Source organism: Streptomyces sp. NBC_00525, assembly GCF_036346595.1.
GTDB lineage: Bacteria > Actinomycetota > Actinomycetes > Streptomycetales > Streptomycetaceae > Streptomyces.
Genome location: NZ_CP107834.1, coordinates 2,655,354 through 2,667,707, shown reverse-complemented (window position 1 = coordinate 2,667,707; position 12,354 = coordinate 2,655,354). Strand labels below are relative to the sequence as shown.

Below are 12,354 nucleotides of genomic sequence, written 5' to 3'. Positions count from 1 at the left end.
CAATGAGCAACACCACGTCCAACCCCTCCCAGGACCGGGACCGGGAGAACGCCGCTGAGCTGGGCGCCGCCGGTTCCCAGCTCTCCACCGCCCCCCGCGAGGAGGCCCTCGCCAACCTGCCCGCCATGGGCGTCGTCGGCTGGGCGCGCTGGTTCTGGCGCCAGCTCACCTCCATGCGGGTCGCGCTGATCCTGCTCTTCCTGCTCTCCCTCGGCGCCATCCCCGGCTCGCTGATCCCGCAGAACAGCGTGGACGAGATGAAGGTGCAGACCTTCAAGGACGCGCACACCGTCGTCACGCCGATCTACGAGAAGCTCCAGTTCTTCGACGTCTACAGCTCGGTGTGGTTCTCCGCGATCTACCTCCTGCTGTTCATCTCGCTCATCGGCTGCATCGTCCCGCGCACCGCCACCTTCGTCGGCCAGCTCACCAGCCGCCCGCCGGGCGCCCCCAAGCGCCTCACCCGGCTGCCCGCGTACACCACCTGGCGCACCGAGGCGACCCCCGAGGAGGTCCACGAGGCCGCGCTCGCCGTCGTCCGCAAGCGCCGCTACCGGGCCCATGTCGCCGGGGACGCCGTCGCCGCCGAGAAGGGCTATCTGCGCGAGGCCGGCAACCTGGTCTTCCACGTCGCGCTCATCGTGATGCTCATCGCCTTCGCCTGGGGGCAGCTCTTCAAGTCCGAGGGCGCCAAGCTCGTCGTCGAGGGCGACGGCTTCGCCAACACGATCACCCAGTACGACGACTTCAAGGCCGGCACGCTCTTCGACAACGACGAGCTGACCCCGTTCAGCTTCGTCCTGGACGACTTCATCGGTACGTACGAACGCAGCGGACCGCAGATCGGCACCCCGCGCACGTACGAGGCGCACGTGACGTTCTCGGACGGGGCGTACGGCAAGCCGCAGAAGAAGGTCATCAAGGTCAACGAGCCCCTCGACGTCGACGGCACCAAGGTCTACCTCAACGCCCACGGCTACGCGCCCGTCATCTCCGTCAAGGACGGCCGGGGCAAGGAGGTCTACCGGACCGCCGTCCCGCTGCTGCCCCTGGACAACAACGTCACCTCCAGCGGCGCCATCAAGGTGCTGGACGGCTACCGCGACAAGAACGGCAAGAAGGAGCAGCTGGGCTTCCAGGCGTTCTTCGTGCCGACCTTCGCCGGCAAGGGCAAGGGCACCATGTGGTCGCAGTTCCCGGCCGCCGACTTCCCCGTCCTCGCGCTGAACGGCTACCACGGCTCGCTCGGCGTGGACTCCGGCATCGCGCAGAACGTGTACCAGCTCGACACGTCCAAGATGAAGGAGTTCAAGGACGCCAAGGGCGAGAAGCTCAAGCAGCGCCTCCTCGTCGGCGAGACGATGGAACTGCCCGACGGCGCGGGCTCCATCACCTTCGAAGGCCTCCAGGAGTGGGCGAGCTTCCAGATCTCCAAGCAGCCCGCCAGCGGCTGGGCGCTCACCGGCGCCGTCGCCGCCATCGCCGGCCTGGCCGGCTCCCTCTTCATCCAGCGCCGACGCGTCTGGCTGCGGGCCGTACGCGGCGACGACGGGATCACCGTCGTCGAGATGGCCGGACTCGGCCGCAGCGAGTCCGCGAAGCTTCCCGAGGAGCTGGCCGACCTCGCGGTCATGCTCAACGCCGAGGCGCCCACCGCGCCCGGCACCGACAGCGACGTCGCCGAGGCGTCCTCCGTAGAACCCGCCGAAGGGGCTGAGAAGTGAATCTCGCCGCCGCAACCAACGAGAACCTGGCACACACCAGCAATGTGCTGATCTATTCCTCGATGGCCGTCTACACGCTGGCCTTCCTCGCGCACATCGCGGAGTGGGTGTTCGGCAGCCGCAGCAAGGTCGGCCGCACCGCCGCCGCGCTCACCACCGAGGAAGCCACCGCCGCGGCCGACCCGGTGCGGGTCCAGGCCACCGCCAAGGGCGGGAGCACCGCCGTACTGGAGCGGCCGAAGGTCGTCACCCGCGCCGCGGCCGGATCGCGTGACGTGCCGGACGGCCCCGGCGCCGCCGGCGGCACGTTCAAGGGCGACCTCTACGGACGGATCGCGGTCTCGCTGACCGTGCTGGCGTTCCTCGTGCAGGCGGCCGGTGTCGTCGCCCGCGCGATGTCCGTGCGGCGCGCGCCCTGGGGCAACATGTACGAGTTCTCCATCACCTTCTCCACGGTGGCGGTCGGAACGTACCTCACCCTGCTGGTGCTGAAGAAGAACGTCCGCTGGATGGGTCTGGTGCTGGTCACCACCGTCCTGCTGGACCTCGGCATCGCCACCACCTGGCTCTACACCGACAGCGACCAGCTGGTGCCCGCGCTGCACTCGTACTGGCTGTGGATTCACGTCTCCACCGCCATCACCTGCGGCGCCGTCTTCTACATCGGCGCCGTCGGCACGCTGCTCTACCTCTTCCGCGACAGCTACGAGAACAAGCTCGCGAGCGGCGGGGAGCCGAGCGCCTTCGCGCGGTCCGTGCTGTCCCGGCTGCCCGCCGCGTCCAGCCTCGACAAGTTCTCGTACCGGATCAACGCCGCCGTCTTCCCGCTGTGGACGTTCACGATCATCGCGGGCGCGATCTGGGCGGGCGACGCCTGGGGCCGCTACTGGGGCTGGGACCCCAAGGAGGTCTGGTCCTTCATCACCTGGGTCGCCTACGCCGCCTATCTGCACGCCCGCGCCACGGCCGGCTGGAAGGGCCGCAAGGCCGCCTACCTGGCCATGATCGCCTTCGGCTGCTGGCTGTTCAACTACTACGGCGTCAACATCTTCGTCACCGGCAAGCACTCCTACGCCGGCGTCTGATCCCTGCCCTGTACGCCGACTGCCCGCCACCGGACCTCCGGTGGCGGGCAGTCGGCGTACAGGGGGCAGGCGCTACGAGGCGTCGCTGTCGTTCTCGCGGCGCTTCAGCTCCTCCTCGCGGCGGCGCAGGTCCGCCTCCCAGTCCTTGAGGAGCGCCTCGTCCTTCTTCTCGTCCGGCTTGTTCTCCCCCTTGAGGGAGTTCAGGAAGTCCGGGTTGTCGTCCGGCGCCACCCACTGCCGGCGCCGGCCGCGGTGCCACTCGGAGGGCGTACCACCCCCGGCGGGCGCCCCGCGGACCTTGCCGGCGGCCAGCCAGACGATCGGGCCGACGACCCAGAACAGCAGGATGATGAACACCCAGGCGATCTTGGGCAGGTGCTTGGCCTCGTCCTCGGGGGTGTTGAGGCAGTCGATGAACGCGAAGATCGTCAGCGCCAGCGGCAGAAGGTAGATCAGTGCCCGGAGCATCGTGGAAAGGTCCCCCAGCGGAGATTCGGCGGGGCAGCGCACCGCCCCGGTGACGCGCCCAGGGTAACCGGTGGTCCGGACCGGGCCACCGCCGCGGACGGTTCTCCCCCTTCTCTGTGAAAAGCCGCATAGCGGATCAGCGCGTGATAATCACCACAAGATCATAAGTTCAGGGTGATGAGCGGCATGTGGTTGATTGGGCGGCGCGGTCCGCCGTCTGCGACCGCCCAGTTCAGCCGTTCCCCGGTGTCCCGTCCCGATGGAACTCTTGAGTAAAGGATCGCGTCGTGGCCGCCACGGTGACCGAGTTCCACTACGGCGCGGTGACGCCCGTCGCCGCCTACCTGATGGCCTGCCTGGGGTCCGCGCTCGGACTGCGCTGCACCGTGCGGTCCCTGCTGCGCCGGGACCGGGGCAACAGCAACGGCTGGCTGTCCCTGGCCGCCGTCTCGCTCGGCTGCGGCATCTGGACCATGCACTTCATCGCGATGATGGGCTTCCGGGCCGAGGGCTCGGACATCTCGTACGACACCGGGCTCACCGTGCTGAGCCTCGTCGTCGCCATCGTGGTCACCGCCGTGGGCGTCTTCCTCGTCGGCCACCGGGGCTCGCAGCCCAAGGTCCTGACGGCCGCCGGGGTGTTCATGGGCCTCGGCGTGGCCGGCATGCACTACATCGGCATGGCCGCCATGCGGGTGCACGGCACCATGGAGTACTCCGTGCCGACCGTCGCCCTGTCCGTGCTCATCGCCGTGGCCGCCGCCACCGCGGCCCTGTGGGCGGCGGTCTCCATCCGCGGCCTGTGGGCCAGCCTCGGGGCCAGCCTCGTCATGGGCATCGCCGTCACCGGGATGCACTACACCGGCATGGCCGCCGTGAGCGTCCACGTGGACCCCTCGTCGGCCGCGTCCGCCCAGTCCTCGATCGACCAGCTCGCCTTCCTGCTCACCATGGTGGCCGGTCCGTTCGTGATGCTCGTCGTCGCGGCGACCATCGTCATGTTCGACCCGGACCTGGTCCTCGGCGACGACCGGGCCCCCGCGCTCGCCGCCGACCCCCTCGCGGGCCCGGCCACCGGTGGCCCGCGACCGGTGGGATGACAGACTGGGCGCCATGGCTTACGACGATCTTCGTTCCCTCCTCCGGGCCCTGGAGCGCGAGGGCGAGCTCAAGCGCATCAAGGCCGAGGTCGACCCCCACCTGGAGATCGGCGAGATCGTCGACCGGGTGAACAAGGCCGGCGGCCCCGCGCTGCTCTTCGAGAACGTCAAGGGCTCCTCCATGCCCCTGGCCATGAACGTCTTCGGCACCGACAAGCGGCTGCTCAAGGCGCTCGGGCTCACGTCCTACGCCGAGATCGGCGAGAAGATCGGCGGGCTGCTCCGGCCCGAACTGCCGCAGGGCTTCGTCGGCGTCCGGGAGGCGTTCGGCAAGCTCGGCTCGATGGTCCACGTACCGCCGAAGAAGGTGAAGGGCGAGAACGCCCCCGTCCAGGAGGTCGTCCTCACCGGCGACGACGTCGACCTGGACCGGCTGCCCGCGCTGTTCACCTGGCCCAAGGACGGCGGCTCCTTCTTCAACCTGGGCCTCACCCACACCAAGCACCCGGAGACCGGCGTCCGCAACCTCGGGCTCTACCGGCTCCAGCGCCACGACCGGCGCACCATCGGGATGCACTGGCAGATCCACAAGGACAGCCGCAACCACTACCAGGTCGCCGCCCGGCGCGGGGAACGGCTGCCCGTCGCGGTCGCGTTCGGCGCGCCGCCCGCCGTCACCTACGCCTCCACCGCGCCGCTGCCCGAGGAGATCGACGAGTACCTGTTCGCCGGGTTCCTCCAGGGCAAGCGGATCGAGATGGTGGACTGCAAGACCGTGCCGCTCCAGGTCCCGGCCAACGCCGAGGTCGTCATCGAGGGCTGGCTGGAGCCCGGCACGATGCTGCCCGAGGGCCCGTTCGGCGACCACACCGGCTTCTACACCCCGCAGGAACCGTTCCCCGCACTGACCATCGACTGCGTGACCATGCGGAAGCGGCCGCTGCTCCAGTCGATCGTGGTGGGCCGGCCGCCGACCGAGGACGGCCCGCTGGGGCGGGCCACCGAGCGGTTCTTCCTGCCGCTCCTCAAGATCATCGTCCCGGACATCGTGGACTACCACCTGCCGGAGGCGGGCGGCTTCCACAACTGCGCGATCGTCTCGATCGACAAGAAGTACCCGAAGCACGCGCAGAAGGTGATGAGCGCCATCTGGGGCGCGCACATGATGTCGCTGACGAAGCTGATCGTCGTCGTGGACTCCGACTGCGACGTCCACGATCTGCACGAGGTGGCCTGGCGGGCGCTGGGCAACACGGACTACGCGCGCGACCTGACGGTCGCAGAGGGCCCCGTCGACCACCTGGACCACGCCTCGTACCAGCAGTTCTGGGGCGGCAAGGCCGGCATCGACGCGACGAAGAAGTGGCCCGAGGAGGGCTACACGCGGGACGGCGGCTGGCCGGACATGGTCGAGTCGGACCCGGAGACGGCGACGCTGGTCGACCGCCGGTGGAAGGAATACGGACTGTGAGCGCAGCCGAAGCGGCCCTCGGTTCGGGGCCGGCGCAGCCGAGCGGCAAGGTGAGGGCGTTCCTGCGGCTCGTCATGATCGAGCACTCCGTCTTCGCGCTGCCCTTCGCCTACATCGCCGCCCTGACCGCGATGTTCCAGCTCGACGAGCACGTCCACTGGGGCACGCTGCTGCTGGTCACGCTGGCGATGGTCGGGCTGCGGACGTTCGCGATGGCGGCGAACCGGATCATCGACCGTGAGCTCGACGCCCGTAATCCGCGCACGGCCGGCCGCGAGCTGGTCACCGGCGCGGTGTCGGTGAAGTCGGCGTGGACGGGGGCGCTCGTCGCGCTCGTGGTGTTCCTCGGGGCGGCGGCCCTGCTGAACCCGCTCTGTCTGGCGCTGGCGCCGGTCGCGGTGGTCCCGATGGTGGTCTACCCGTACGGCAAGCGGTTCACGAACTTCCCGCACGCGATCCTGGGGCTCGCCCAGGCCATCGGGCCGATCGGGGCCTGGCTGGCGGTGACGGGCAGCTGGTCGTGGGACGCGGTGATCCTGGGGCTCGCGGTCGGCATCTGGATCGGCGGCTTCGACCTGATCTTCGCCTGCCAGGACGTGCGGGCGGACCGGGCCCACGGGGTGCTCTCCTTCCCGGCGCGCTTCGGCATCCCGGCCGCGCTGTGGGGCGCGCGGGTCTGCCACGTGGTGACGACGGCCCTGCTGGTGTGGTTCGGGCTGGCCACGGACGCGCAGGCGTTCTACTGGATCGGCATGGCGGTCGTCGCGGTGGCCTTCGTGTACGAGCACCGCGTGGTGCGGCCGCACGATCTGTCCCGGCTGAACCGGGCGTTCTTCTCGGTCAACGGCTTCATCGGCATCGCGCTGTTCGTGTGCGCGCTGCTGGACCTGGTGGTGCGCGGGCTCACCGTGTGAGCGGTGCCGGATAGCCTGGTGGTGTGGATTCCGGGTCTTCAGTGAGTCAGTCGCCGCGTTCGCCTTGGATTGTCGGGGTTTCCGGCGCTTCGGGCACCCCTTTCGCGGCCTCGGTGCTGCGGGGGCTGCTGGCGGCGGGGGAGAGCGTCGATCTGGTGGTGAGCCGGGCCTCGCGGCTCACGCTCCTGGACGAGACCGGGATCGCCTACCGGGACGCGCACTGGCGCGAGGACCTGGCGGCCTGGCTGGCGCGGGGCGCGGACGGCAAGCCGCACACCTTCGACGTGGACGTGTCCGGCGTACGCCACTGGGCGGCCGGCGATCTGGCCGCGGGGCCGTCCTCCGGGTCGTACCCGGCCAAGGGGATGCTGATCGTGCCGGCGTCCACGGCGTGCGTGGCGGGGGTGGCGCTCGGGCTGTCGAAGGACCTGTTGCAGCGGGCCGCGGGCGTGACGCTCAAGGAGCGGCGGAAGCTGGTGGTCGCGGTGCGCGAGACGCCGTTGAGCGGGGCGACGCTGAAGCAGCTGGTGGCCCTGGACGAGGCGGGCGCGGTCGTGCTGCCCGCCTCGCCGGGCTTCTACGCGGGGGCGACGCACATCCAGGATCTGGTGGACTTCGTCGCCGGGCGGGTGCTGGACGCGGCGGGGGTGCCGCACCGGCTGTACCGCCGCTGGGAGGGGGAGCTCGGTGGTGGCTCCGGTGGCTGATCCGGCCGGGTCAGCGCTTCTTGCCGGCGCGGCGCGGGCCGCGGGCCCGGTCGAGCCGGAGGGCGGCGGCGGGGTGGTGGGCACGCGAGCGGTTGGCCAGGTCCTGAAGCTCGCGCATCCGGGCGTAGGCCATCTCGATCGTGTACACGGGGCAGTCACTCCTGAAGATTCGTAAGCGGTTTTTGATTGTGCGAGAAGATTTGCAGGCTCTAATGCCTGCACGCCTTAGATTCTACACGTAGACTTGCGGTACTGCTGAACAATGGAAGGTTTCAGTCATATGGACGCGGTGGACAGGCAGCTCATCCAGGCCCTCCGGGAGAACGGCAGGGCCTCGTACGCCGAGCTGGGACGGCTCGTGGGGCTCTCCGGGCCCAGCGTCACCGACCGCATCAACCGGCTGGAATCCGCCGGGGTCATCACCGGCTACCGCGCCACCGTGGACGCGACCTCGCTCGGCCTCGGGGTCACCGCGCTGATCGGCATCTCGCTGTCCGACGACGCCGACCACGAGGACGTGGCGCACCGCCTCAAGGACCTCGCGGAGATCGAGGACGCCTGGTTCATCGCGGGCGACGACTCCTACATGCTCAAGGTGCGCGTCGGCGACGTGGACGGCCTGGAGCGGACCATCCGCCGCCTGAGCAGCACCAAGGGCGTCTCGCGCACCCGTACCACCATCGTGCTCTCCACCAAGTGGGAGAACCGGGTCGGAGAGCTGCCCGAGCCCGCCTAGGCGTACGGTGGGGCGGGTCCGGTACGGAAGACATGGAGGCGCACTGGTGGACGCGGGACTCAAGCGCGAGCTGGAGCAGAAGGTCGGGGCCGGTGAGCGGCTGACCCGCGAGGACGGGATCGCGCTCTACGAGTCCGACGACCTGGCCTGGCTCGGCGGGCTGGCCCATGAGGTGCGTACGCGCAAGAACGGCGACGTCGTCCACTTCAACGTCAACCGGCACCTCAACATGACCAACGTGTGCACCGCCTCGTGCGCGTACTGCTCCTTCCAGCGCAAGCCGGGGGAGAAGGACGCGTACACCATGCGCATCGAGGAGGCGGTGAAGCTCGCCAAGGCGATGGAGGGCGAGAACCTCACCGAGCTGCACATCGTCAACGGGCTGCACCCCTCGCTGCCGTGGCGCTACTACCCGCGCTCGCTGAGCGCGCTCAAGGAGGCGCTGCCGCAGGTCTCCCTCAAGGCGTTCACCGCCACCGAGATCCACCACTTCGAGACGATCTCCGGCATGTCCGCATCGGACATCCTGGACGAGCTGATCGAGGCCGGTCTGGAGTCGCTGACCGGCGGCGGCGCGGAGATCTTCGACTGGGAGGTCCGCCAGCACATCGTGGACCACCGGACGCACTGGGAGGACTGGTCGCGCATCCACCGGCTCGCCCACGAGAAGGGGCTCAAGACGCCGGCGACCATGCTCTACGGGCACATCGAGGAGCCCCGGCACCGGGTGGACCACGTCCTGCGGCTGCGTGAGCTCCAGGACGAGACCGGCGGCTTCCAGGTCTTCATCCCGCTGCGCTACCAGCACGACTTCGTGGACATGAAGGACGGCAAGGTCCGCAACAAGCTCCAGGCGCGGACCACGATGGCGACCGGCGCCGAGGCGCTGAAAACCTTCGCCGTCTCCCGGCTGCTGTTCGACAACGTGCCGCACGTCAAGGTGTTCTGGGTGATGCACGGCGTGCAGACCGCGCAGCTCGCCCTCCAGCACGGCGCGGACGACATGGACGGCTCGGTCGTCGAGTACAAGATCACGCACGACGCGGACAACTACGGCACGCCGAACAAGCTGACCCGCGAGGATCTGCTCGACCTGATCCGGGACGCCGGTTTCCGCCCGGTGGAGCGCAACACCCGGTACGAGATCATCCGCGAGTACCCCGGACCGGACGCGGAGCGGCGCGAGTCGCCGCAGCCGATGCGGGTCTGACCCGGCGCGCCGCGCGGCGCCACGCGTACGAGAGCTCCGGCCACCGTCCCCGGCCGGAGCTTTCTTGTGCCGCGTGCTGGTAATAGTTAATCTGCGGTTATGAGTCTTACCTTTGTGGTCGATCCGCCCTTCGACGCGCCTCTGGGCGACGGCATCGTCGCGCTCTGGGTCGACGTGTCCAACGCCGGCGGCGCGGTGGGCTTCGTACCGCCCGTGTCGGAGGAGGACGTACGGCCCGAGCTGCTGAAGCACCAGCTCGGGCTGACCGAGGGACGCACCCGGCTGGTCGTCGGCCACGACGCGGAGGGCGCCGTCGCCGCCACCGCCTTCCTCGCCCGCAACACGCACCGGCTGATGCGCCACTGGCTGTGGGTGTACACCGTGATGGTCCACCCCCGTCACCAGGGCCGTGGGTACGGCCGGGACCTGATGGAGGTGGTCGCGGACGCGGCCCGCGCCACCGAGGGCATCGAGGCGCTCCGGCTCACCTGCCGGGGCGGCACGGGCGCCGACCGCTTCTACGCGGCCTGCGGCTACAAGGAGGTCGGACGCGTTCCGGGGGCGATCCGGGTGGCCGACGGGGACGACCGCGACGACATCACGATGCTGCTGCCGCTGCTCTGAGCACCGCCGGGACGCGGCCCTGCGAATCGATCGATTGCGGGGCATGCTTCACTGGTCGGGCAGGACTGTCGTACGTAGAGAGAAGGCCAGCTGTGTCCGCTGCCAAGCCGAGCGCAACGATCCGGTACACCGCGATGCGTCTCAGCATCTTCGTCGGCTGCTTCGTCATCGCGGCCGTCGCCGTCCACTTCGGAGTGGTGCCGTCCGGGGTCGGGGGCTCCAACCTCGTGTGGGTGATCCTGCTCGCCCTGGTGCTGTCCGCGCCGCTCAGCTTCGTCGTGCTGCGCAAGCAGCGTGACGAGATGTCCGAGCAGATCGTCGACTCGGTCGGCCGGGCCAAGGCGCGCCTGGAGGCCAACCGCACCCGCGAGGACGGCGTCACCCCGTAACAACGCCGTCACCCCGTAAGAACGGCGTAAGTTACCTCACATCCCGGCTTCTTTTCCCGTCGAACCCCGGCGCAGGAGCAACCGCTCCTGTACTGGGGTTTTTCGTGTATCCAGGCGGAGTTGGGGGCTCCGGCCGGCCGCGCGGGGGCTGGGAGCGCTCTCTTGTACCAAAGAAGACCTTTGAGGCTCTCAAAGTTCAAGTGTTAACGTGTTCGGCATGAAGACTGCTGTGCGCCTCCGATCTGCCACGGGCACCCCGCTCGTGGAGCGCCTGCATGTCGATCTCTGCCGCTGTATGTCCGCGGTCTGTTGCCGCAACGTCTGATTCCGGCACATGCAGCGGCGTCGCCCTCCGGGTTCTGCCCTGACGCGGGCGCCGCACCCCCGTCCCCCTCCGCACACCGTCCCCGTGCGTCCCGATGCGTCACATCTGGAGTGTGTCCGTGTCCGCGAACCCCGCGTCCACCGCCGAGAAGCCCGCAGGCTCCGGCTTCCGCATACCCAAGGTCCCGTTCTGGGCCCAGATCGTCGCCGGTCTCGTCCTCGGCGTCCTGCTCGGCTGGCTCACCCGCAGCCAGGACATCGACTGGCTCTACACCACGCTCGACAAGATCGGCCACATCTTCGTCCAGCTGCTGAAGCTGGCCGTCGCGCCCCTGGTCTTCTTCGCGATCCTGGTGTCGATCACCAACCTGCGCAAGGTCAACAACGCCGCCCGGCTGGCCACCCGCACCCTGCTCTGGTTCATGATCACCTCGTTGATCGCCGTCGCCATCGGCCTCGGGATCGGCCTGGTCACCAATCCGGGCTCCGGCACCGGCCTGACCCCCCGGGACGGCAAGCTCCCCGAGCACGCCGGCTCCTGGCTCGACTTCCTGACCGGGATCGTCCCGAACAACGTCATCACGCCGTTCGCCGAGCTGAACGTGCTCCAGATCGTCTTCATGGCCGCCGTCGCCGGTATCGCCGCCCTCCAGCTCGGCGAGAAGGCCCAGCCGATCCTGACCCTCAGCGAATCGGTCCTGGAGCTGCTGCAGAAGGCCCTGTGGTGGGTCATCCGCCTCGCCCCCCTCGGCACCGTCGGCCTCATCGGCTACGCGATCGCCGACTACGGCTGGGACCTGATCGGCAAGTACGCGACGTTCACCGCCGACGTCTACATCGGCTGCGCGCTGGTGATGTTCGGCGTCTACCCGCTGCTGCTCGCCACCGTCGCCAAGGTCAGCCCGCTTCAGTTCTTCAAGGGCGCCTGGCCCGCGATCCAGCTCGCGTTCGTCTCCCGCTCCTCGGTCGGCACCATGCCGGTCACCCAGAAGGTCACCGAGCGCCTCGGCGTCCCGAAGGAGTACGCCTCCTTCTCCGTCCCGTTCGGCGCCACCACCAAGATGGACGGCTGCGCCGCGATCTACCCGGCGCTCGCCGCGATCTTCATCGCGCAGATCTTCGACGTGCAGCTGGGCATCGGCGACTACCTCCTGATCGCGTTCGTCTCGGTCATCGGCTCGGCGGCCACCGCCGGTCTGACCGGCGCCACGGTCATGCTGACCCTGACCCTGTCCACGCTGGGCCTCCCGCTGGAGGGCGTCGGCCTGCTGATGGCCATCGACCCGATCCTGGACATGATGCGGACCGCCACCAACGTGGCCGGCCAGGCGCTCGTCCCGGTGATCGTCTCGGCCCGCGAGAAGATCCTCGACCTCGACGCCTACCACGCGGCCTCGGCCTCCCCGGTGGACGACATCGAGCCGAAGGACGCCGAGCCGGCGGGCACCGGGGCACCGGCCGCCGAGCCGGAGCGCGTCCCGGCAGCCGTCTGACCACGCCATACGCGCCCGAGGGCCCCTTCTCCCCGCGGAGGAGGGGCCCTCGGCCGTGCGGCGTACGACGGGGCCCGGCGCGCCCCGTACCCTTACCGAGGAGTAGTGC

The 12,354-nt window shown here is 69.5% G+C and carries 13 protein-coding genes; 11 read left to right on the top strand and 2 right to left on the bottom strand.

The window, feature by feature from the left end; translation table 11 throughout:
• Positions 1-2: 2 nt before the first annotated feature.
• Together resB and ccsB are read left to right on the top strand one after the other, a co-directional pair.
• A complete protein-coding gene (gene resB / locus OG710_RS11870; protein WP_330239307.1) occupies positions 3-1,724 on the top strand; it encodes a cytochrome c biogenesis protein ResB in 1,722 nt (573 codons plus the stop codon).
• Positions 1,721-2,809 (top strand): c-type cytochrome biogenesis protein CcsB, encoded by a 1,089-nt coding sequence (gene ccsB, locus OG710_RS11865; protein ID WP_330239306.1) that lies wholly within the window; start codon positions 1,721-1,723, stop codon positions 2,807-2,809. The genes resB and ccsB overlap by 4 nt, the downstream gene beginning before the upstream one ends.
• A 72-nt stretch (positions 2,810-2,881) precedes the next feature.
• On the opposite strand, the gene OG710_RS11860 is transcribed toward ccsB, so the two are convergent.
• Entirely contained in the window at positions 2,882-3,277 is a 396-nt protein-coding gene (locus OG710_RS11860; protein ID WP_330239305.1) for a PLD nuclease N-terminal domain-containing protein, read from the bottom strand.
• A gap of 287 nt (positions 3,278-3,564) precedes the next feature.
• Between OG710_RS11860 and OG710_RS11855 the strand changes: the two genes are divergently transcribed.
• From OG710_RS11855 to OG710_RS11840, 4 genes are read left to right on the top strand one after another with little or no spacing between them, the layout of a single operon-like run.
• On the top strand, positions 3,565-4,377 hold the full coding sequence (locus OG710_RS11855) for an MHYT domain-containing protein (protein ID WP_330239304.1): 813 nt from the start codon (positions 3,565-3,567) through the stop codon (positions 4,375-4,377).
• A 13-nt stretch (positions 4,378-4,390) separates the two neighbouring features.
• Entirely contained in the window at positions 4,391-5,848 is a 1,458-nt protein-coding gene (locus OG710_RS11850) for a menaquinone biosynthesis decarboxylase (protein WP_330239303.1), read from the top strand.
• Positions 5,845-6,762 (top strand): menaquinone biosynthesis prenyltransferase MqnP, encoded by a 918-nt coding sequence (mqnP, locus tag OG710_RS11845; RefSeq protein WP_330239302.1) that lies wholly within the window; start codon positions 5,845-5,847, stop codon positions 6,760-6,762. Before OG710_RS11850 ends, mqnP begins: the two co-directional genes overlap by 4 nt.
• A 41-nt stretch (positions 6,763-6,803) precedes the next feature.
• A complete protein-coding gene (locus OG710_RS11840) occupies positions 6,804-7,469 on the top strand; it encodes a UbiX family flavin prenyltransferase (RefSeq protein WP_111330263.1) in 666 nt (221 codons plus the stop codon).
• A gap of 10 nt (positions 7,470-7,479) precedes the next feature.
• On the opposite strand, the gene OG710_RS11835 is transcribed toward OG710_RS11840, so the two are convergent.
• Positions 7,480-7,617 carry a hypothetical protein gene (locus tag OG710_RS11835; RefSeq protein ID WP_199563898.1) on the bottom strand — a complete coding sequence of 46 codons (138 nt, stop codon included), beginning with the start codon at positions 7,615-7,617 and terminating at the stop codon, positions 7,480-7,482.
• Positions 7,618-7,749: 132 nt separating this feature from the next.
• Here OG710_RS11835 and OG710_RS11830 point away from each other — a divergent pair, with 132 nt between their 5' ends.
• From OG710_RS11830 to OG710_RS11810, 5 genes are all read left to right on the top strand, one after another.
• Entirely contained in the window at positions 7,750-8,205 is a 456-nt protein-coding gene (locus OG710_RS11830; protein WP_199563897.1) for an Lrp/AsnC family transcriptional regulator, read from the top strand.
• A gap of 46 nt (positions 8,206-8,251) precedes the next feature.
• Positions 8,252-9,415 (top strand): aminofutalosine synthase MqnE, encoded by a 1,164-nt coding sequence (gene mqnE / locus OG710_RS11825; RefSeq protein WP_111330267.1) that lies wholly within the window; start codon positions 8,252-8,254, stop codon positions 9,413-9,415.
• Between the two features lie 99 nt (positions 9,416-9,514).
• Positions 9,515-10,039, top strand: coding sequence for a GNAT family N-acetyltransferase (locus OG710_RS11820; protein WP_330239301.1), 525 nt, complete (start codon positions 9,515-9,517; stop codon positions 10,037-10,039).
• 134 nt (positions 10,040-10,173) lie between these two features.
• Positions 10,174-10,428 (top strand): DUF4229 domain-containing protein, encoded by a 255-nt coding sequence (locus OG710_RS11815; RefSeq protein WP_330239300.1) that lies wholly within the window; start codon positions 10,174-10,176, stop codon positions 10,426-10,428.
• Positions 10,429-10,871: 443 nt separating this feature from the next.
• Positions 10,872-12,245 carry a dicarboxylate/amino acid:cation symporter gene (locus OG710_RS11810; RefSeq protein WP_330239299.1) on the top strand — a complete coding sequence of 458 codons (1,374 nt, stop codon included), beginning with the start codon at positions 10,872-10,874 and terminating at the stop codon, positions 12,243-12,245.
• The last annotated feature ends 109 nt before the right edge of the window (positions 12,246-12,354 follow it).

Excerpts from the sequence above, each read along its gene's own strand:
- OG710_RS11820 (WP_330239301.1), top strand. The coding sequence starts at position 9,515 with ATGAGTCTTACCTTTGTGGTCGATCCGCCCTTCGACGCGCCTCTGGGC.
- OG710_RS11850 (WP_330239303.1), top strand. The coding sequence starts at position 4,391 with ATGGCTTACGACGATCTTCGTTCCCTCCTCCGGGCCCTGGAGCGCGAG.
- OG710_RS11860 (WP_330239305.1), bottom strand. The coding sequence starts at position 3,277 with ATGCTCCGGGCACTGATCTACCTTCTGCCGCTGGCGCTGACGATCTTC.
- OG710_RS11830 (WP_199563897.1), top strand. The coding sequence starts at position 7,750 with ATGGACGCGGTGGACAGGCAGCTCATCCAGGCCCTCCGGGAGAACGGC.
- resB (WP_330239307.1), top strand. The coding sequence starts at position 3 with ATGAGCAACACCACGTCCAACCCCTCCCAGGACCGGGACCGGGAGAAC.
- OG710_RS11815 (WP_330239300.1), top strand. The coding sequence starts at position 10,174 with ATGCGTCTCAGCATCTTCGTCGGCTGCTTCGTCATCGCGGCCGTCGCC.